At 69.2% G+C, this 20,237-nt stretch carries 20 protein-coding genes; 9 read left to right on the forward strand and 11 right to left on the reverse strand.

The features are described 5' to 3' along the window. Positions 1–53 precede the first annotated feature (53 nt). Positions 54–452, reverse strand: a complete 399-nt coding sequence (locus tag HPO96_RS35340; RefSeq protein ID WP_171678833.1) for a type II toxin-antitoxin system VapC family toxin — start codon at positions 450–452, stop codon at positions 54–56. A 46-nt stretch (positions 453–498) separates the two neighbouring features. Next, positions 499–1,188: a uracil-DNA glycosylase gene (locus HPO96_RS35345; protein ID WP_171678834.1), complete on the reverse strand. Its 690-nt coding sequence runs from the start codon at positions 1,186–1,188 to the stop codon at positions 499–501. Between the two features lie 216 nt (positions 1,189–1,404). Here HPO96_RS35345 and HPO96_RS35350 point away from each other — a divergent pair, with 216 nt between their 5' ends. After that, a complete protein-coding gene (locus HPO96_RS35350) occupies positions 1,405–2,847 on the forward strand; it encodes an aminopeptidase P family protein (RefSeq protein WP_171678835.1) in 1,443 nt (480 codons plus the stop codon). Positions 2,848–3,298: 451 nt separating this feature from the next. On the opposite strand, the gene HPO96_RS35355 is transcribed toward HPO96_RS35350, so the two are convergent. After that, positions 3,299–5,245, reverse strand: a complete 1,947-nt coding sequence (locus HPO96_RS35355) for a M13 family metallopeptidase (protein WP_171678836.1) — start codon at positions 5,243–5,245, stop codon at positions 3,299–3,301. A 129-nt stretch (positions 5,246–5,374) separates the two neighbouring features. Between HPO96_RS35355 and HPO96_RS35360 the strand changes: the two genes are divergently transcribed. Continuing rightward, positions 5,375–6,310 (forward strand): SMP-30/gluconolactonase/LRE family protein, encoded by a 936-nt coding sequence (locus tag HPO96_RS35360; RefSeq protein WP_171678837.1) that lies wholly within the window; start codon positions 5,375–5,377, stop codon positions 6,308–6,310. A 1-nt stretch (position 6,311) separates the two neighbouring features. Here HPO96_RS35360 and HPO96_RS35365 read toward each other — a convergent pair whose 3' ends face one another. Continuing rightward, positions 6,312–6,605: an HU family DNA-binding protein gene (locus HPO96_RS35365; protein ID WP_171678838.1), complete on the reverse strand. Its 294-nt coding sequence runs from the start codon at positions 6,603–6,605 to the stop codon at positions 6,312–6,314. Positions 6,606–6,697: 92 nt separating this feature from the next. Continuing rightward, a complete protein-coding gene (locus HPO96_RS35370; protein WP_171678839.1) occupies positions 6,698–7,483 on the reverse strand; it encodes a phytanoyl-CoA dioxygenase family protein in 786 nt (261 codons plus the stop codon). 71 nt (positions 7,484–7,554) lie between these two features. Between HPO96_RS35370 and HPO96_RS38760 the strand changes: the two genes are divergently transcribed. The 3 genes from HPO96_RS38760 (at position 7,555) to HPO96_RS35385 (ending at position 10,025) form a co-directional block, all read left to right on the forward strand. Then, positions 7,555–8,352 (forward strand): helix-turn-helix transcriptional regulator, encoded by a 798-nt coding sequence (locus HPO96_RS38760; protein WP_171678840.1) that lies wholly within the window; start codon positions 7,555–7,557, stop codon positions 8,350–8,352. Positions 8,353–8,435: 83 nt separating this feature from the next. After that, entirely contained in the window at positions 8,436–9,461 is a 1,026-nt protein-coding gene (locus tag HPO96_RS35380; protein WP_171678841.1) for an LCP family protein, read from the forward strand. 3 nt (positions 9,462–9,464) lie between these two features. Next, positions 9,465–10,025 (forward strand): DUF1990 family protein, encoded by a 561-nt coding sequence (locus HPO96_RS35385; RefSeq protein ID WP_171678842.1) that lies wholly within the window; start codon positions 9,465–9,467, stop codon positions 10,023–10,025. On the opposite strand, the gene HPO96_RS35390 is transcribed toward HPO96_RS35385, so the two are convergent. From HPO96_RS35390 to HPO96_RS35410, 5 genes are all read right to left on the reverse strand, one after another. Then, positions 10,011–11,579 (reverse strand): alpha/beta hydrolase, encoded by a 1,569-nt coding sequence (locus HPO96_RS35390; protein WP_171678843.1) that lies wholly within the window; start codon positions 11,577–11,579, stop codon positions 10,011–10,013. The genes HPO96_RS35385 and HPO96_RS35390 overlap by 15 nt on opposite strands. Positions 11,580–11,676: 97 nt before the next feature. Continuing rightward, positions 11,677–13,098 (reverse strand): FGGY family carbohydrate kinase, encoded by a 1,422-nt coding sequence (locus tag HPO96_RS35395; protein WP_171678844.1) that lies wholly within the window; start codon positions 13,096–13,098, stop codon positions 11,677–11,679. Further along, entirely contained in the window at positions 13,085–14,494 is a 1,410-nt protein-coding gene (locus HPO96_RS35400) for an alpha,alpha-trehalose-phosphate synthase (UDP-forming) (protein WP_238355862.1), read from the reverse strand. The genes HPO96_RS35395 and HPO96_RS35400 overlap by 14 nt, the downstream gene beginning before the upstream one ends. Beyond that, positions 14,491–15,489, reverse strand: coding sequence for a Gfo/Idh/MocA family oxidoreductase (locus tag HPO96_RS35405; RefSeq protein ID WP_171678846.1), 999 nt, complete (start codon positions 15,487–15,489; stop codon positions 14,491–14,493). The genes HPO96_RS35400 and HPO96_RS35405 overlap by 4 nt, the downstream gene beginning before the upstream one ends. Next, the gene (locus HPO96_RS35410; protein ID WP_171678847.1) at positions 15,480–16,883 is read right to left on the reverse strand and encodes an amidase; all 1,404 of its coding nucleotides are present in this window, start codon (positions 16,881–16,883) and stop codon (positions 15,480–15,482) included. The genes HPO96_RS35405 and HPO96_RS35410 overlap by 10 nt, the downstream gene beginning before the upstream one ends. A gap of 147 nt (positions 16,884–17,030) precedes the next feature. On the opposite strand from HPO96_RS35410, the gene HPO96_RS35415 reads away from it, so the two are divergent. The 3 genes from HPO96_RS35415 to otsB are packed head-to-tail and all read left to right on the forward strand — an operon-like array spanning position 17,031 to position 18,801. Then, positions 17,031–17,339, forward strand: coding sequence for a DUF3263 domain-containing protein (locus HPO96_RS35415; RefSeq protein WP_171678848.1), 309 nt, complete (start codon positions 17,031–17,033; stop codon positions 17,337–17,339). Between the two features lie 5 nt (positions 17,340–17,344). Further along, a complete protein-coding gene (locus tag HPO96_RS35420; RefSeq protein WP_171678849.1) occupies positions 17,345–17,971 on the forward strand; it encodes a LytR C-terminal domain-containing protein in 627 nt (208 codons plus the stop codon). Next, positions 17,968–18,801: a trehalose-phosphatase gene (otsB, locus tag HPO96_RS35425; protein WP_171678850.1), complete on the forward strand. Its 834-nt coding sequence runs from the start codon at positions 17,968–17,970 to the stop codon at positions 18,799–18,801. Before HPO96_RS35420 ends, otsB begins: the two co-directional genes overlap by 4 nt. Here the strand turns inward: otsB and HPO96_RS35430 are convergent. Next, positions 18,767–19,234 carry a hypothetical protein gene (locus HPO96_RS35430; protein WP_171678851.1) on the reverse strand — a complete coding sequence of 156 codons (468 nt, stop codon included), beginning with the start codon at positions 19,232–19,234 and terminating at the stop codon, positions 18,767–18,769. The genes otsB and HPO96_RS35430 overlap by 35 nt on opposite strands. 48 nt (positions 19,235–19,282) lie before the next feature. On the opposite strand from HPO96_RS35430, the gene HPO96_RS35435 reads away from it, so the two are divergent. After that, the gene (locus tag HPO96_RS35435) at positions 19,283–20,230 is read left to right on the forward strand and encodes a DNA-3-methyladenine glycosylase family protein (protein ID WP_337796939.1); all 948 of its coding nucleotides are present in this window, start codon (positions 19,283–19,285) and stop codon (positions 20,228–20,230) included. Positions 20,231–20,237: the final 7 nt, after the last annotated feature.

The following is a 20,237-nucleotide window of genomic DNA, read 5'->3' on the forward strand; positions in this document are numbered from 1 at the left end:
CATAGGAGATTGTTGAACGATCCTGCAATAGATCATTCGAACAAGTTGTCATGTCAGGTGAGCAGCTGATCGACCTCGGCGGTGGGCACCACGCCCTGGGCCTTGGCCGCGAGCGCCGGGTCGACTGTCGCCAAGGCGTCGGCCTGCAGCTTCGTCACGGCCAGGTACTCGGCGTCGCGCAGCGTGTCCCAGCCGTGCTCGCGGGCGAGCTGCCAGGCGGTCCAGCGGGACATCCGGTCGCCGAGGACGCGGATCTTCAGCTCGGTCATCCGGGTGTGCAGCCGGCGGGCGTCCTGCTCGGTACGCCGCTCGTCGCGGACCTCGTGCAGCAGGAGGGTGAGCGCCTCCGAGCGGATCGAGCTCGGAGCGACCAGCTGATGAGCCTGGTCGACGCTCAGCTCGGCGTCGACCAGGTGCAGCAGAGTGGGTGCATCGATGGTGAATCGCGTCATGCACCTCAGAGTGCCCCAGGAGATGCGGTCTCCGGGGGCTGTGCGGTTAGGGCAGGCGCCAGTCGATGGGGTCGGCGCCTTGTTCGGCCAGGAGGGTGTTGACGCGGCTGAAGGGGCGGGAGCCGAAGAAGCCGCGGTCGGCCGACATCGGGCTCGGGTGCGCGCTCTCGACGTACGGGATGGTGCCGAGCATCGGTTTGAGGGTCTGAGCGTCACGGCCCCAGAGGATGGCGACCAGTGGGCCGCCGCGGTTCACGAGGGCGTGGATGGCCTGCTCGGTGACCGTCTCCCAGCCCTTGCCGCGGTGCGCGCCGGACTTGCCCGGCTGCACGGTCAGCACTCTGTTGAGCATCAGCACGCCCTGCTCGGCCCACGGCGTCAGATCGCCGTTCGACGGCGCTGGGACGCCGACGTCCGCCATGAGCTCCTTGTAGATGTTCTGCAGGCTGCGCGGGATGGGGCGGACGTCGGGGGCGACCGAGAAGCTCAGGCCCACCGGGTGCCCGGGCGTCGGATACGGGTCCTGGCCGACGACCAGCACGCGCACCCGCTCCAACGGGCTCTTGAATGCGCGCAGTACGTTCTCACCGGCCGGTAGGTACGGCCGCCCGGCCGCGATCTCCCCGCGGAGAAACTCTCCCATCCGGCTGACGGTGTCCTCCACCGGTGCCAGCGCCTCCGCCCAGTCGGGCGCCACCAAATCCGTCAACGACTTCGGGCTCACCCGCCACAGCATGGCAGCCCGCCGACCGTCCCCGCCAATCACCTGGTCGCTGTGATGTCGCTCTCTGTTCGCGTGTCGGTCGAGCGGCGGTCCGGGTGGGCTGGGTAGAAAGGATGCGGCCTCGCAGGGTATGAGCTTGCGAGGCCTTTGTCTGCCCGTAGTCTTCGTTGACGAGCACAGTGCGCTTTCTGGCACATCACCCCCGCTTGAGATGAGGACTGGTCGACGATGACCGAACCGACCGCTGCCGGCGCCACCGCGCCGAAGACCGCGTCGCACGACTCCGAGCCGAGCGCGAAACTCCGCGCGTTCATGAACTCCGGCTGGGCCGACTCCGAGCGCGACGACATCACGCTGAGCGACGTCGGCGTCTGGGCGGCCAAGCGCCGGGACGCGTTGTCACAGGCCTTCCCCGGTGAGCGCCTGGTGGTTCCGGCGGGGACGTACAAGGTCCGGTCGAACGACACCGACTACGTCTTCCGCCCGCACACCGACTACGCGTGGCTGGCCGGCGACCAGACGTCGGACGCCGTCCTCGTCCTCGAGCCGAACGGGACCAGCGGGCACGACTCGGTCCTCTACTTCCGCCCGCGCTCGGACCGCAGCGAGGGCGAGGAGTTCTGGCGCGACCGGATGTACGGCGAGCTGTGGGCCGGCCGCCGTCCGTCGCTGGCCGAGACCGCCAAGGAGTTCGGGATCGAGACGCGGCATGTCGACCAGCTCGCGGATGCGCTGAAGAACGACGTGCCGACGCGCGTTCGCCGGGGCGAGGACGCCTCGATCGCCGCGCTGCTGAGCGGCGTCAGCACCGACGCCGGGCGCGACGGCGAGCTCGCCGCGACGCTGTCCGAGCTGCGGCTGGTGAAGGACGCGTTCGAGATCGAGCAGCTGCGGGAGGCGGTCGCGATCACCCACCGCGGCTTCTCCGACGTGCTGGCCGACATGGCGAACGTCCGCAAGTACGGCGAGCGCTGGATCGAAGGCACCTTCTGGCGCCGAGCCCGCGCCGAGGGCAACGACGTCGGCTACACCTCGATCGCCGCCGCCGGACCGCACGCCACCACCCTGCACTGGATCGAGAACGACGGCAGCGTCGACGACGGCACCCTGATGCTCCTCGACATGGGCGTCGAGAACCGGCAGCTCTACACCGCCGACATCACCCGCACGCTGCCCGTCAACGGCGAGTTCACCCCGCGCCAGCGCGAGCTCTACCAACTCGTCCTCGACTCCCAGAACGCGGGGATCGCCGCCCTCAAACCCGGCACCCCCTTCCGCGCCGGCCACGAGGCCTCGATGGAGGTCATCGTCCGCGGCCTCGACGCGATGGAGCTCCTGCCCGTCTCCGTCGAAGAAGCCCTCGACCCCGAAAGCCGCCTCTACCAGCGCTACACCCTCCACAACGTCAGCCACATGCTGGGCATCGACGTCCACGACTGCGCCGCCGCCCGCAACGAGAAGTACCGCCAGGGCAACCTCGAAGCCGGCTACGTCCTCACCGTCGAACCAGGCCTCTACTTCCAGTCCGACGACCTCACCGTCCCCGAAGACCTCCGCGGCATCGGCATCCGCATCGAGGACGACATCCTCGTCACCCCCACCGGCACCGAAAACCTCTCCGAAGCCATGCCCCGAACCCCCGAAGCCATCCAAACCTGGATGTCCTCCTAACCCCCGCGGGCTCGCCCCCCACTCCCACCACGAGCAACAACTGCGGACACGACCGCACGACGCCGAGCATGTTCGACGAGCCGAGCGGCGAAACGAGTGGAGTACGACGAGCCGTACCCAACCGACAGCTGCACGACGCGTTCCAGCCGAGTGCTGGTCGTGCGGCGGCTGTCGCGTGATTGCCGCTCGCTCGACGTGGGTGGGCGGCCTGCTGCGGTTGTACGTCGGGAGGCGAGAAGGTGCGCCGGTACGACGGGATGCCCAATGGGCCGCGCAGATCGACGGCTGTACGGCGGCTGTGCGTGTGCTGACTCGTACGACGGGCGTGGGGGTGCCTGGGGAGCGTACGACGTGTTGGGAGAGCGGGGTGGGGGCCGCGAGTGTGGTTGCTTGGGGCAAGGAATTGGCTGCGCCCGCTCGGGTGGTGAGCGGGCGCAGTGGGGTGCTGGGGTTACCAGATGCGGACTCGGTCTTCGGGAGGGAGGTACATGGCGTCGCCTTCGGTGGTTTGGTAGGTGTCGTGGAAGGCGTCGATGTTCTTGACTACGGCGTTGCAGCGGAATTCGGGTGGGGAGTGGGGGTCGATGGTGAGGCGGCGGGCGGCTTCTTCGGGGCGGGTTTTGGTGGCCCAGGCGAAGGCCCAGGCGGCGAAGAAGCGTTCGGGGCCGGTGGTGTTGTCGATGGTGGGGGCTTCGGCGCCGGCCAGGGAGAGTTGGTAGGCGACGTAGGCGATGGCCAGGCCGCCGAGATCGCCGATGTTCTCGCCGAGGGTGAGTTTGCCGTTGACGTGCTGGCCCGGGGTTTCGGCGGGGGAGAGGGCGTCGTACTGGGCGACGAGTTTGTCGGTGCGGGCCTCGAAGGCGGCGCGGTCCTCGTCGGTCCACCAGTCGTTGAGGTTGCCGGCGCCGTCGTAGCGGGAGCCCTGGTCGTCGAAGCCGTGACCGATCTCGTGGCCGATGACGGCGCCGATCGCGCCGTAGTTGACCGCGTCGTCGGCGTCCAGGTCGAAGAACGGCGGGTGCAGGATGCCGGCTGGGAAGACGATCTCGTTCTGCCGGGGGTTGTAGTAGGCGTTCACGGTCTGCGGCGGCATGTGCCACTCGTCGCGGTCGACCGGGGTGCCGAGTTTCGCCAGCTCGCGGGCGGTCTCGACAGCGACTGAGCGGCGCAGGTTGCCGATCAGGTCGGCCGGGTCGACCTCGAGGGCGCTGTAGTCCTTCCACTTGTCCGGGTAGCCGATCTTCGGCACGAACGTCCCGAGTTTGTCGAGCGCGCGCTGCCTGGTCTCCGGGCCCATCCAGTCGAGGCCCTCGATCCGCTGCCGGTAGGCCTCGACCAGGTTGGCGACGAGCTCGACCATCCGCGACTTCGCGGCCGGCGGGAAGTGCTCGGCGACGTACAGCTGGCCGAGCGCCTCGCCGAGAGAGCCCTCGACGACGTCGATACCGCGCTTCCAGCGGTCGCGCAGCTCGGGCGCGCCGGTCAGCGTCTTGCCGTAGAAGGCGAAGTTCTCCTCGACGAAGGCCGAGCTCAGGTACGGCGCGGCCGAGTGCACGATCCGCCAGCTCAGCCACTCCTTCCACTCCGCGAGCGGGATCTCCTGCAGCGCGGCGGCCGCCGCGGTGAAGAACGACGGCTCACGGACGACGACCTGCGCGAACGCGCTCTCCGGCACGGTCGACGCGGCCAGCCAGCGGGACCAGCCGAGCCCAGGGGTGAGCGCTTCGAGCGCGGCCCGGTCGAGTTTGTTGTAGGTCTGGGTGACGTCGCGCTCGCGCACCCGGTCCCAGTGGTTGGCGGCGAGCCGGGTCTCCAGCGCGAGGATGCGCTCGGCGGCCCCGGCCGGATCGGGCCGCCCGGCCAGCTCGAGGAGCTTGGCGACATGCGCGACGTACGCCGCGCGCACGTCGGCCCGCTCCTCCTCGCGGTAGTACGACTCGTCGGGCAGGCTCAGCCCGCCCTGCATCAGGTACACGATGTACTCGTCGGACTTCTTCGCGTCGCCGTCGACCCAGACCCGGAAGACGCCGGTGACGCCCTCGAGCTCGAGCTGCCCGAGCGCCGCGACCAGCCCCGGCACGTCGCTGACCGCATCGGCCAGCGCGAGCTGATCGGCGATCGGCTCCGCACCCAGCCGCTCGACGGTCTCGGCATCCAGGAAGCTGGTGTAGAGATCGGCGATCTTCCGCGCGTCACTGCCCTCGGGATGACCGGCGGCGACGGCCTTCTCGACGATCGCGCGGACATCCTGCTCGGCGGTGTCGCGCAGCACGTGGAACGCGCCGTAGATGGCCTTGTCCGCGGGGATGTCGTGCTCGGCGAGCCATGCCCCGTTCACGAACTGGTACAGATCGTCCTGCGGCCGGACCGGGCCGGAGCCGTTGCTGTCTGCTGTCATCCCTGCCCCAAAGTTCTCGAGTCGACGTTGCTGACAGTGAACATACCCGGTCGCCGCACGCCCTCCTGAACTTTCCACAGGGCAATCCCGTTCTCCTGGAGGAGACCCCTGAATCAGGAGGACCCGCCCATGTCACACCTCGTCCGCCGGCTCGCAGTTCTCGTCGGCGTACCCGCACTCGTGCTCGGCCTGGTGAACGCCCCGGCCGCCACCGCGACTCCCCGCCACGACCGCTTCCCGGCCCGGATCGAGCTCCCGGCCGGTTTCCAGCCCGAGGGCATCGCGATCGCCCGCGGGACGGCGTACTTCGGCTCCCGGCTGACCGGCGACATCTATGCCGCCGAGCTGCGCACCGGCGCCGGCAAGGTGCTCAGCCCCGGCCCAGGCACCGGTTCGCTCGGGCTGAAGGTCGACGAGCGCGGCCGGCTCTTCGTGGCCGGCGCGGCCGGCGGCAACGGCCGCGTGATCGACACCAAGTCCGGCAAGGTGCTCGCGAGGTACACCTTCACCACGAGCACTCCGACCTTCGTGAACGACGTCGTCCTCGGCAAGGACGCGGCGTGGTTCACCGACTCGCGGCAGCCGGTTCTCTACAAGCTCCCGTTCGGCAAGCACGGCAAACTGCCGGCGAAGGCCGAGACCATCCCGCTGAGCGGCGACTACCAGCACACCGAGGGCAACAACGGCAACGGCATCGCTCTGACGCCGGACGGCCGGGCGCTGATCATCGTCCAGTCCTCGACCGGCCTCCTGCTCCGCGTCGACACCCGGACCGGAGTGGCCCGAAAGGTCGAGCTCGGCGGCGCAGTGATGACGAACGGCGACGGTCTGCTGCTGAGCGGCCGGACGCTGTACGTCGTCCAGAACCGGCTGAACAAGATCGCAGTGATCGGGCTGGACAAGGCCGGTACGGCGGGTCGCGTGCTGCGTGAGATCACCAGCCCGGACTTCGACGTCCCCACGACGGCCGCCGCCTTCGGCGACCGTCTCTACCTGCCCAACGCCCGCTTCACCACCACACCGACCCCGACCACGCCCTACTGGGTGACCGCGGTCCGGCGGTAGCTCAGGAGACCGTCCGGAGGTCGCCGCGAGCGGCGGCCTTCAGGCGGCTTCCGCAGGAGAGCCGCACGGAGTAGCCGGCCGGGATCGAAAGCGGCTCACCGGTCTGCGGGTTGCGGCCGGTCCGCGGCGCGCGCATGACGCGCTCGATGCTCAGCAGGCCGGTCAGCGAGACCTTGTCCCCCTTGTGGACGGCCTCGGTGACGACGTCGCCGAGCGCGTCGAGCACCTTTTCGGCCTGGTTCCGCGGGATGCCCGCCTTCTGCGCCACTCCGGCGACCAACTCGTTGCGGTTCACGGCTCTCCTCACTCACGACTCGACTGACGGTTCGACCGGAACCTTAACCGAAATGATTGTCGTTAGCGAGAAGCTGTTCGGTATCCGGTCAGTCACAGCCCGTCGCGGTCGTGCCAGTGGGCCTGCCAACGGCGGTCGATGGGCTCCTCCGCGAGCTGGTACCGGATGTCGGTCGAGAGCCGCATTTCGGTCGACACGTTGTCCAGAGCCGCGTGGACGGTGTGCGCGGTGTGAATCACCACGTCTCCCGCGGAATAGTCGGCCACCAGCCACTTGGCGTCGTACTCCGCGGCCAGTGCCGGCAGGTCGGCCGTGATCGACGCCGCAGGTCGTTTGAGTGGCCCCTGCGCCTCCTCAGCCCGGACTCGGTGGTGACTACCCTCCAGGTAGGTCAGACCGCCGCGGCTGACCGGACAGTCCCCCAGTGGGATCCACGCCGACAGCACCTGGTCGCTGCCGCCACGCAGATAGACCAGGTCGTAGTGGGCCTGAGTGGCGGTCCCGATGCCGTTCTCGCCAGGCGCCGTCTGCCGGATGATCTTCCGCTTGTGCAGAAACGGCTCCCCACCCAGAAACCATTCGAACCACCCCTTGAGGGCCGGCTGAGTGCAGAACGCGGCGTACTCCGGCCCCGGCACGACCTCCTCGAACAGCAGCCGCCGGTACGCCGCTCGCTCGGTCGCGGCCCCCGTCGTCGCGATGTAGTACTCACGAAACGCCCGCACCACCTCGGCGTCCAGCAGCCCGGTCAGAAACAGATACCCGTCCCGCTCCAGCCGATCGCGCAGTCGCTCCCGCTCGCCCCGCTCCCGCTCCGGAACGACTCGCAGCTCGCCCACTCGTCGCTCGTCCAGCACATACCCATTGGATGTCAGCACGCATCCATTCCAACCCGCACAGTCGGACGGCGGAATGGACGCCGGGCGTGAATTCTTGGACTCTTGTGCACATGCCGGACTGGTCGACCTACCTGACTCCTGGGCCCTCTGAACGCGGACTTGGACTCTTCTGCCTCGGTGTCGGCGAGCAGACGCACACTGCCGCCCAGGAACGCGCGTTGGGTTGCCACGCCCTCGTTTGGCTCAAGGAAGGCCGCGGTCAGCTCCTGCACGGCCCAGAGCGTCAGCTGTTCGAGGTGCGCGCTCCGGCGCTGCTCTGGCTCTACCCAGGCGTACTGCACGGCTACCGCCCGGCGACCCGGTGGCGGCAGGCGTGGGCGCTCTTCGGCGGCACAGCGACCACAGCTCTGGAGGAGCTGGGTCACCTCGATCAGAGCCGACCCGTGACGATCTACGCGGACGCCAGGCCGGTCGACCGTGCGTTCCAGCGGCTGCTGCGCGTCGCCGTCGGCCACAACACGGCGCAGACTGTGGCTGCGCTCTATGAGCTGATTGCAACGGCTGCAGTGCCAGGAGGGGATGGTGTGGCGGATCGGCTCGCAGGTCTCGCTTGTACTGCGCTCAGCGTCCAGGGGTACGCCGCGGCGCTTGGCCTCACTGTCAGGGAGTTGCGCGACGTCGTACGCCGAGAAGCGGGTGTGACCCCGCAGGAGCTTGTGCTGCGGACCAGACTAAGCACGGCCAAGGCGCTGCTCGTCGAAGAGGAGCTGTCGGTTGCTGCGGTCGCCAGGCGGGTCGGGTACGACGACCCGGCGTACTTCAGCCGGCTGTTCACAGCGCGTACCGGATCGTCACCGCGCGCGTTCAGGAGGTCTGGTTCGATCGCGGGAGCGATTTCCTCCTTCTGAAGGAGGCGGTAGCGACTTTCCGACCGTTAGATTCGTCCACGGGAGTGACGTGTCCGGAGCTGGGCACCGATACGGTCGTGGGTATGAGTCAACCGCAGCCCATCGACCCCCGCTTCGTGAGCCGCCCACAGGGGCGCCGCCCGAAGAAGCGGAAGAACTGGTTCCTGAGGACCGTCGGACTGCTTCTGCTGCTGTTCGTGCTGATGCTGGTCACCGTGCCGCTGTACGCGTGGAGCCGGATCGACAAGATCGATGCGATGCCCACGTCCGGCGAGCGCCCGGCGGCGTCGTCCGGGACGACGTACCTGATGGTCGGCTCCGATGGCCGCGAGAACCTGAGCCGGGCCGAGCGGGCCCGCCTGCACACCGGTAAGGCTGCCGGGTCGCGGACCGACTCGATCATGCTGATGCACGTCCCGGACTCCGGTCCGACCGTTCTGGTCAGCATCCCGCGCGACAGCGTGATGGCGATCCCTGGGCACGGCAAGAACAAGGTGAACGCCGCTTTCGCTTACGGAAAGGGCAATCCGGCGCTGCTGATCCGCACGCTGGAGAACAAGACCGGTCTGCGCATCGACCACTTCGTCGAGGTCGGCTTCGGCGGTTTCGCGTCCATCATCGACAGTGTCGGCGGGATCGAGATGTGCCTGCCGAAGGCGATGAAGGACAAGGACGCCCACATCGACCTGAAGGCCGGCTGCCAGGAGCTGGACGGCGTCAACGCGCTCGGTTACGTGCGCTCGCGGCATGCTGACGGCAAGAACGACTTCGGCCGGGTCGAGCGGCAGCGGCAGATGGTGGGCGCGGTCGCGAAGAAGGCCAGCTCGCCGTCGACGTTCCTGAACCCGGTGCGCTTCTACAACGTCGCCACCAAGGGTGTGGACGCGCTGACGGTCGACAAGGAGATGGGCCTGCTCGACTTCGTGAAGTTCGCCCAGGGCATGCGTGCGGTCTCCGGCAGCGGTGGTGTCACGCTGACCGTGCCGATCGGCGACGACAGCGTCCGGGTGGCCGGTGGCGGGGTCGGTGTCGGCTGGGACGAGCCGAAGGCCCGTGCGCTCTTCAAGGCACTCAAAGCTGGGGACACCACCGGTCTGAAGAGCTCCTGACCGATGCGGCTCGACGACCTGCGCCAGGCGCGTTTCAACTACGACGCCATCGGTTCGACCCGGTACGACGAGACTCCGGCCGGCTACCACCGGCTGGAGCACCGGGCCCGGCTCGGCGCCGGCAATGAGGTGTTCCAGCGTGCCGGCGAGGCGCTGATGACCTGGCGGATGCAACGCCGCGCCGGGTTGCCCTTCACCGCGGACGGCCGTGCGGACGCCGGCGTCAATGCGCTAGGGCAGCTCGGAGTCGGCATGGTTGTCGGTCGGCTGCGCACCGCCGTCCCGCTGGCGCTGGTCGGGCTGCCGATCCCCTGTCGAGTGGTGTGGACCGTCGAGGAGCCGGATCGGATCGGTTTCGCGTACGGGTCGCTGCAGGGGCATCCGGAGGCCGGTGAGGAGTCCTTCGTCGTCACTCGTGAGGTCGGCGGCATCTACTTCACCGTGAAGGCCTACAGCCGTGCGGCGGCCTGGTACGCCCGCCTGGGCGGACCGGCCACACGCACGGTGCAGAGGCTGGCAGCTCGCCGCTATGCGAACTCGCTGCGTCGGCTAGCCGTCCAGTAGCGAGACCTTCGCCATCGGCGCACGCAGCGCGGCCGGAGTCGGCACCGGCAGTGCATGACCGGGGATGGTGACGTCGCCGGCCGGCAACTCACCGGTCAGCAGGTACTTCGTGCCGATGTCGTTCGCTGCGGTGTTCACCAGCAGCCGGGAGTTCGAGAAGACGCAGTGCTTACCGGAGTCCTTCTCGGTGACGAGCACCGAGCCCTTCAGCACCTTGTGCAGTTTGAGCGCACCGGCGTACGGCGTCGACGGGTCGCCGACCGTGTTGAACAGCAGGATGCCGGGCAGACCGCGGCCGCTGATGTGCAGCGGGTTCTGCGGGCCGGTCGGCCAGTCGCGGCAGGCGCTGCCGTTGGCCCAGATGCCGTCCCACGCGAACTGCGACGTCTTCGCGAGCCGGGCGGCGTCCCGCTCGTAGCCGGCCTTGGTGGCCGGCCAGCGGGAGTCGGCACAGATCACCGCGTTGAAGATCGCGTTGGACTGCTCGCCCTCGACGCTGGTGTCCGGCGCCGCGAAGTCGACCAGGTCGGCGTCGTCGCCGTTCACCACATAGCTGCTGAGCGCTCGGGTGAAGGCGATCCAGTTGCTCTCCGAGAACATCACACCGCCGGCCAGGCTGAGCAGCTCGTGGCCGCCGACGGCGCCGTGCGGCCTGGTGCGGAAGTCGGTCAGCGTCTTGTTCCAGTTGGCGCGGACGGCGTCCACCGTGCTGCCCAGGTGGAAGACAGAGTCGTACTTCGCCACCCAGCCGAGGTAGCTGTCGAACCGCTTCTGGATACCCGGAGCCTGTGCAAGCCCGGCCTGGTACCAGACGTCCTTCGGGGTCGGGTCGATGTTGCCGTCCAGAATCATCCGGCCGACGCGGTGCCGGAACAGCTCGCCGTACACCGTGCCCAGATAGGTGCCGTAGGAGAAGCCGACGTAATTGAGCTTCTGGTCGCCCAGTGCGGCGCGGATGCGGTCCATGTCGCGCGCGACGTTCGCCGTACCGAGGTGGGGGATCAGCGCCCCGGACTTGGTGCCACAGCCGTCGGCGAAGCCGCTCCAGAGTTTCCACAGCGGCCCACGGCTCGACGGCGCGTCCGGATCCGGCTGCGGGGTGGGGAAGTACGTCGGCTCGACACAGCTGATCGGCGTGCTGTGCCCGACTCCGCGGGGGTCGAAGCCGATCACGTCGTACGCGTCCAGTACGGCGGGCTGCAGGCGCGTGAAGCCGGTGGCGTCCGGACGGGTGAGTGAGCCGGCCAGGAACGAGCCGTAGCCGCCAGGACCACCCGGATTGACCAGAAGCGACCCCAGCCGCTTCGCCGGGTCTTTCGCGGCGTGCTTGGTGATCAGCAGCTCCAGAGTCGGGCCCTGCGGGCGCCTGTAGTCCACCGGGACCTGCAGCGTCGCACAGGTCAGCGCCGGGTACGGCGTGGCGATGTCAGCCGGGCAGGCCCCGAAAACCAGCGAGCTCGGCGCCGGAGCGGCCGCGGCTGTGGCTGTGGCAGGCGCAACCGGTGCGATCAGAGCAAGCGTCGCGGCGGCGACAACGGGCAAGCGGTAACGCATCGAGCGACCCCCTACGTTGCGAACACGGTCTCTCTCGCAACGTAGTCGCGCCCGCCGCAATCACGCCAGCAACTTGCCGCTTCCTGCAGAAGTGGGGTCAGAGGCTCGCGGATTGGATGGTGAGGGCTCGGAGGGACTCGTAGCGGGGGCGTAGGGCGGCCACGCGGTCTACGTCGGCGGGGACGGGGTCGAGGTGTTCGCCGCCGGGCTCGGGGGAGAGGCCGAGGGCGATGGCGGCGGCGCCGCGGGCGCCCACTTCGGCTTCGGCGCAGACGTCGGTGGGGCGGGCGAAGGTGGCGGTGAGGCAGCGGCGCCACCAGGCGGATGCGTCGATACCGCCGCCGCCCAGGACGACGGACAGTTGGTGTCCGAAGAGGTCGTCGAGCATGCGCAGTCCGCGGTCCACTTCAAGCGAAACGCCCTGTAGGGACGCAGCGAGCATGGACTCCGCGGTGTCGTCGAAGGAGAGCCCGAAGTAGGCGCCGGATCCACCAGGAACGGTGGCCGGCGGCCGAGTACCAGCCTGGAACGGGACGGCGATCAGGCCGGGCGCACCGATCTCGACTGTGGTCGGCTCCTCGTGCTGGAGCCGCAGTACGTCGGTCAGCCACGCATGCATGTTTCCGGCCGCGGAAAAGGCCATACCGGTCACTGCGTGCTTGTCGTCGACCCGGTACCGCCAGAGCTCCCAGGGCAGCTCGGGAGCGTTGTCGATCGGGTGTACGACGCGCACCGCGGCCGACGTACCGATCGTGACTGCTGCGGTCGTGACGTCGTACGCACCGGTGCCAACATTGGACGCCGCGCCGTCACCGGTCGGCGGATGCACCGGTACGCCGACCAGCCCGGGCCAGCGGCGTTCGTACTCCGCCGCGATTCGCCCGGCCCAGCCGGACGGGACGATCGCGGGCAGTTGATCCGCTTTGACGCCGGCGATCGCCAACGCCTCTTCGTCGTACGCACCGGTGGCCAGGTCGAGCGAACCGGTGCCGGACGCGACAGACACGGAGGTGACGCGCTCACCGGTCAGCCGCTCCAGCACGAGGTCCGGCAGCCCGGCGAAACCGGCAGCAGAGACTTCGGAGAGCAGCCACGGGATGCGCCGCGGCCAGTACAGCCGGTGCAGCCAGGCGCCCGTACGGGCGTGAAACGCCTGCTCGTCGAACGACGGCCCCGGCGTGGCCGGGATCGATCGGGTGTCGGCCCAGGTGATCACCGGGGTGAGGGCCTCGCCACGAGGGCCCAGGGCAACGATCGAGTGCCACTGCGTGGACAGCACGATCGCCTCGATCCCTTCGAGGTGACCGCCCTGCTGCAGCTCGTCGAAACAGCCCAGCAGGCCCTCGACGTACTCGTGCAGGTCAAGCACGGCAGAACCGTCAGCGCCGTACGTCGGGCTGATCTTGTGCCGGGCGAGCGCACCTGGCACCGGTGCGGCGTCGGCTGCGGTCAGCACCAGCGCACGGGTCGACGAGGTGCCGAGGTCCAGCGCGAGGATGCGCCCGTCAGTCTTCGTCATGCAGCGCCTTCAGGAACGTCGCGGCCCACAGGTTCACGTCGTGCGCGGCGAGATGCTTGCGCATCGCCTTCATCCGGCGGCCGAGCTGGCGGTCGTCGGTGTTCATCGCGTCGACGATGGTGTCCTTCATGCCGTTGATGTCGTGCGGGTTCACCAGGAAAGCCTGCCGGAACTCGTCGGCCGCGCCGGCGAACTCGCTGAGCACCAGCGCGCCGGTGTCGTCGTACCGGGTCGCGACGTACTCCTTGGCGACCAGGTTCATCCCGTCCCGCAGCGGCGTCACCACGGCGACGTCCGCGGCCCGGAACAGCGCGGCCATCTCGGTCCGCGAGTACGACGTGTGCAGGTAGTTGATCGCGGGCGTACCGATCCGGCCGTGCTCGCCGTTGATGCGGCCGACCAGCAGCTCGATCTCGTCGCGCAGCACGCGGTACTGCTCGACGCGCTCGCGGGACGGCGTCGCCACCTGCACGAAGACCGCCTCGTCGACGGAGATCCGCTTCTCGTCCAGCAGCTCGCCGAACGCTCGCAGCCGCTGCCGGATGCCCTTGGTGTAGTCGAGCCGGTCGACGCCGAGCAGCACGTGCGCCGGGTTGCCGACCTCGTCGCGGATCTCGCGGGCGCGCTGCTCGGTCTCGGGCTGGCGGGCCAGCTGCTCCAGCTCGCCGACGTCGATCGAGATCGGGAACGCCTTGGCGCGCACGATCCGGTCGTCGGGCAGGTGGATCCGGTCACCGCGGGTGCGCAGGCCCATCCGGTTGCGGGCGAGGCGGGCGAAGTTCGACGCGGCGCCCGGCCGCTGGAAGCCGACCAGGTCCGCACCCATCAGACCGTCCAGAATCTGCCGGCGCCACGGCATCTGCGCGAACAACTCGGTCGGCGGGAACGGGATGTGCAGGAAGAAGCCGATCCGGACGTCGGGACGCAGCCGCCGCAGCATCGCCGGAACGAGCTGCAGCTGGTAGTCGTGCACCCAGACGTCAGCGCCCTCGTCAGCCGCTTCTGCGGCCGCCTCGGCGAAGCGGCGGTTCACTGCGACGTACGACTCCCACCACTCGCGGTGGAACTCCGGTGCGACGATCACGTCGTGGTACAGCGGCCACAGCGTCGCGTTGGAGAAGCCCTCGTAGTAGAGCTCGACGTCCTCGGCGGTCAGCATCACCGGGACCAGATGCATCCCGTCGTTGTCGAACGGGTCCACCTTCTCGTCGGCGCTGCCGGTCCAGCCGATCCAGGCGCCGTCGTGCGCCTGCATCACCGGGTGCAGCGCGGTGACCAGACCGCCCGGACTGCGCCGCCACGCCGTACTGCCGTCGGGCATCTCGATTCGGTCGACAGGCAGCCGGTTGGCCACCACTACGAAGGAACTTCGTCCGTCGGGCATGTTTTTGTTCATCCAGTCAGGTCGTCGTCGTCACCGGGGTAACGGACCCCGATCTGGCTCCGCGTCTCGTCGAGCAGTTCGAGGATCTCGAGGGTCGCGGTGTGTGGCAGCGACGGCACCTCGATGTGTCCGTCACGCAGCGCGCGCATCACAGCGGCGGCCTCGTAGTGGTACCCAAGCCCATGCGTCGGGACGTCGATCCGCTCCGCGCCGGCAGCGGTGTGACGGACGTAGTACTCAGGGTGGTGGAACCGGTGCGGCACCTGCAGGCTGCCCTCCGGCCCGCTGACCGACGCGACCCACGGGTTCTGCGACTTCAGACCACAGGTGAGCGCGGCGACGGCGCCGGAGTCGTAGCGCCAGGCCATGGCGACGTTCAGGTCGATCCCGTCGGCATTGAGCGATCCGACCGCCTTCAGCTCGGCCGGACGGCCCAGCGCCATGTAGGCGAACGTCATCGGGTAGATGCCGCCGTCCATCAGGGAGCCGCCGCCGAGCGCTGGATCGAGCAGCCGGGCCGGTAGCGCCGGTTTGTGGAAGGCGAAGTCGGCGACGACCTGCTGCGGCTCGCCGACCACACCGGTCGCCAGATCGGCGAACAGCGCCTGAATGACCGGATTGGTCCGCATCCACATGGCTTCGGCGAACAGCGTCTTGTGCTCGGCGGCGACCGCTACCAGATCCTGCGCCTGTTTGGCGGTCAGCGTCACCGGCTTCTCGCACAGCACCGCGACGCCGGCCTGCAGCGCCGTCCGAGCGATCTCGTAGTGCTGCGGGTGCGGAGTGCCGATGTAGATCACGTCGACGGTGCCGGACTCGATGAGCCGGCGGTAGTCGTCGTACGCGTGCTCGATGCCGAACTCGGCGGCGAACCGGTCGGCGCTGTCCTGCGACCGCGACGCGACGGCGGTGGCGACCGCGTCGTCGAGGAGCCGCAGGTCCTTGGTGAACGAGGTGGAGATGTTGCCCGTAGCAACGATGCCCCATCTGACGCGATCTACACCCACTGTGTGAACTCCGGGGTCGGGAACGGTCCGTTGGCCCTGATTCTCGCGGTTTCGAAGGCGTGAGCCAAGCGAATGAGCGTGGCATCACTCCCGCCGGTCCCGCTGAAGGCCAGGCCGACGGGCAGTCCGCCTACCAGCCCGGACGGCACGGAGAGCAAGGGGTAGCCGGCCAGCGCGGCGTGCGACGAGCAACTTCCGAGCACCTGGTCGCCGTTGACCAGGTCGATACTCCAGGCCGGTGAGTACGCCGGGCAGACCAGCGCATCGAGGTCGTTGGCGCGGAGCAGGTCGTCGATACCCCCGCGGCCGGCCTGCACTGCGGTGAGTCGGGCGGCGACGTACTCCGCGGCGTCCAGCCCTTGGGTGGCAGCAGAGCGCTCAAGCAGATCCTGACCGAACCACTGCAACTCCTGGTCCGCATGTGCGCGGTTGAAGGCGATCAGGTCGTCCAGCGTGCGTGGACCGCCCGGCGCGCGCGTACCGAGGTACGCGGCCATATCGACCTTCATTTCATGTGCGAGCACCTGCAGTTGGTCCTCGTCGCCACCTGGGGCCGGTAACGAGAGGTGGTCGACCAGCGTCGCGCCGCAACGACTCAGGATCTCCAGCGCTTGCTCGGTCACCTGGTCGAGGCCAACTGAGTAGCCCCACAGCGGCCCGCGCGGTACGCCGATGCGCACGCCGCTGAGGTCTTCACCGCGACAGGACGCCGTGTAGTCGGTGTCGCCGTCGGCGAGCACATTCAGCAGCGCTGCGGCCTGTTCAACGGTCCTGGTCATCGGACCGGCGGTGTCCTGCGAGTGCGAGATCGGCACGATGCCCTGCTGCGGGACCAGCCCCACTGTCGGCTTCAGGCCGACGACGCCGTTCAGTGCGGCCGGACAGACGATCGAACCGTTGGTTTCGGTGCCGATGGCGAAGTCGGCGAGCCCTGCGGCCACTGCGGCACCGGAGCCGCTCGACGAGCCGCCGGCGGAGCGGTTGAGCGCATACGGGTTCCGAGTGAGACCGCCGTACGCGCTCCAGCCGGAGCTGGACGACGAACCGCGGAAGTTCGCCCACTCGCTCAGGTTGGTCTTGCCGAGGATAATGCAGCCTGCCTCGCGCAGCCGACGGACGATGGGGGCGTCCTGAGGTGGCGGTGGCTGCTCAGCCAGCGCCAGCGAGCCCGCAGTGGTGCGCAAGTCGGCGGTGTCGACGTTGTCCTTCACCAGGACCGGTACGCCGTGCAACGGGCCGCGTACCCGTCCGTCGTCACGCTCGGTGTCGAGACGGGCCGCCTCGGTGCGGGCGGCGGGGTTCGGTGTGCAGATGGCGTTGACCAGCGGCTCCACCCCACGGCTCCTGGCCTGCAGCTCGTCCACCAGCGCCTGGGCGGAAACAGTTGAGCTCACGCCTTGATCCTGCCAGAGTTGCCCCGGTCCGGCCGCCCGCCCACGACACGCTCCGTGTCGTAGGACCGGTGAATGACATGGCTGTTGTTCTGCACGTACAGTGGAGCGCGGACGGACGATCACCGACCGCACAGGAGTCAGCAGCAGATGGACAGCGCCAACGCCAGCTCTCCCGGCCCCGCCGAGGCTGCGCAGCCGCTCATCGCCGGGCTGTCGGAGCGTGACGGGCAGATCCTCGCTTTCGAGCGCCACTGGTGGAAATACGCCGGTGCCAAGGAGCAGGCGATCCGGGACCAGTTCCAGATGTCCGCGACCAGGTACTACCAGGTTCTGAACGCGCTGATCGACCGGCCGGAAGCCCTGGTGCACGACCCGCTGCTGGTGAAGCGGCTGCGCCGGCTGCGCGCGGCCCGTCAGCGCGCCCGCTCGGCACGTCGTCTGGGTATCGAGGTCTGAGTACTATGCGCCGCCCGAAGGGCGACTACGGCCAGGTCCTGTCCTCCCTGGTCGCTGTGGTCGCCGTTGTCGCGATCGTCGGCGGCCTGCTGGTGCTGTTCGGCACCCGCGGGAACGACAGCAGTGCCGACGAGCCCAAGAAGAGCACCAGTACGCCGAAGCCCACGGACGCGAAGTCGACGGTCGGGGCCAGCGTGCCCCAGAAGCCGACCCAGAAGCCCACCGAGGCGCCGAAAACCACCGAGCCGCCGAAGACCACTCCGGTGCCGACCAGTGAGCCGCCCAGGACGACTGAACCGCCGAAGACGACGGAGCCCCCGCAGCCACCGGCCAGCGGCCCGACGACGATCCCGCCGGCGCAGCGCCCCGGGATCGAGGTCTACAACAACACTCCGCGCAAGGGGCTGGCCGACTCGGTTGCCGGCCGCGCGCGACAGGCCGGCTGGACGGTGTCCGGCGTCGACAACTGGCGCGGCAAGGTCGTCGGCAGCACGGTCTACTACCCGCCCGGGATGGCAGCGGCGGCCGCACAGCTCGCCAAGGACCTCGGCATCAGCCGGACCAAGGACGCCCTCGACAACATGAAGAAGGACCGCCTCACGGTGATCCTGACCGGGGACTACCCCGGATGAGCACGCCGGTCATCCAGACCGACCTCGGTCACGCGGGCTGGCAGGCGATCGTCGCCGATCCGGCCGCAGCGGTGATCGCCACCGATTTCGACGGCACCCTGTCACCCCTCGTCGAGGACCCGGCCCGCGCCCGGCCCGTCGACGGCGGTCTGGACGCACTGGCCCGGCTGGCCCGCTCGGTCCGTCAGGTCGCGATCGTGACCGGTCGGCCCGCGCTGGTCGCTACTGAGCTCACAGGCGTCACTGCGCACGCCGGCCTGGCCAGTCTGGTCGTCCTGGGGCATTACGGGCTGGAGCAATGGGACGCCGCGACCGGCAAGGTCACCTCGGACGCGGTGCCGCCAGGCGTCGCCGTAGCTCGTGAGCGCATCCCGGGCATCTTGCAGGCGGCGGGGCTGCCGGATGCGTTCGTCGAGGACAAAGAGAGCTCGCTGGCCGTGCATACGCGCCGGCTACCCGATCCGACCGGAGCATTCGACCGGCTGCGGACGCCGCTCACCGAGCTGGCCGATGCGACCGAGCTGCGCCTCGAGCCCGGCAATCTGGTTCTGGAGCTGCGCCCGCCCGGTGTGGACAAGGGCATCGCGTTGCGCCGCCTTCTGGAGTCCACCGGCGCGCAGTCGATCCTCTACGCCGGTGACGACCTCGGCGATCTCGCTGCGTTCCGAGCGATCGAGGAGCACCGCAAGACCGGGATGAACGCCGTACTGCTGGCCACTCGCTCTTCTGGCGCGGCTGACCTGATTGCTGCCGCTGACATCGTCGTGGACGACCCCACTGGTGTCGTTACCGTGCTCACTGCGCTTTCGGACGCGATCGCAGCGCGCTGAAGGCCTGGGTCACCGTCCGAGTCATCGGCTGGATCGGCCGTTCGACGTACCCGCCGTCCTTGAGGCTGGCCAGCCGCTCGAACGGGTTCCGCGACGCCGGGTCACCGGTCAGCAGCCACGAGGCCACGACGCAGACGACGTACAGCGGCAGCATCGGCAGGCCCAGCAGGCAGAGGTACTGCCAGGAGTGCCGCTCCTCGTGTTTCAGCAGCAGCTCGTTGTCGAAGTAGCTCCGGTCGTGCTTGCTCAGGACGACGTTGCCGATCGTGAACGCCCCGGCGATCGGGAAGCCCAGCCGGTATCCATTCGCGAAGAACAACCCGCGCGGCCCGCGGGTGACCTTCGCCCGGCCGAGCCCGGCCACCAGGAAGCCGGCCAGTGTGGACAGGTTCACGAAGTTGCCCACCAGCTTCACCCACAGCCACCCGGTCATGAGGCTCAGTATGCGGTTCTGTCGGCGGCGTGGGTAAGACTTGGGCGCGTGGAGTCGACGGTGCGGGTCTGGCGAGCGGGGCGGGTGGTGGATCCGCACTCGGTCATCGGCGGGCTGCGCAAGGGCCCGGGCGATCCGGCGTACGTCTTCGACGCGGCTCGGCGGACGGTGTGGCGGGCCACGCGGACGCCGGAGGGCGCGGTGCTGCTGCGGCTGACGCCCAGAGGCGCCGAGGTGGAGGCCGAGGCCTGGGGGCCGGGTTCTGCTTGGGCTCTGGATGGCGTGCCGGAGCTGTTGGGTGATGCCGACAGCTGGGAGGGTTTCGAGCCGCTCCCGGCGCACAGGGCGTTGGTGGACGCCGCTCGGCGCTTCCCGCATGTACGCGTGCCGCGGACCAGAGCCGTCTTCGAGGCGATGGCTGCGGCGGGTATCGAGCAGGTGGTCACCGGTAAGGAGGCATTCCGCGGCTGGCGGTCGCTGCTGCAGGAGTACGGCGAACCGGCGCCGGGGCCAGGTGGGCCCGCAGGGCGGCCGATGAAGGTCCCGCCGGCGCCTGAGGAGTGGCGGCTGATCCCGTCCTGGCAGTGGCTGCGAGCCGGCGTCGAAGGCCGGCGGTCGCGAGTGGTGGTCACCGCGGCGACGCGGGCGCGTGCGCTGGAGCGCACGCTCGAGCTGACCGACTCGGCCGAGATCGAGCGGCGGCTGCGGTCGCTGCCCGGTGTCGGTGTCTGGACGGCGGCCGAGGTGCGCCAGCGCGCCCATGGGGACGCCGACGCGTTCTCGTTCGCCGACTACCACGTCTCGCGAAACGTCTCCTACGCACTGATCGGCGAGGAGCTGGACGACGACGGCTGTGCTGAGCTGATCGAGCCCTACCGCGGTCACCGCTTCCGCGTGCAGCGCCTGCTGGAGCTGGCCGGCATCACGCACCCGCGCTACGGCCCGCGCAAGTCGCTGCCGACCCACACGCCTGGGGCCACGCATCGGCTGCGGTGACGCTGGG

Source organism: Kribbella sandramycini, assembly GCF_013131805.1.
Taxonomy (GTDB): domain Bacteria; phylum Actinomycetota; class Actinomycetes; order Propionibacteriales; family Kribbellaceae; genus Kribbella; species Kribbella sandramycini.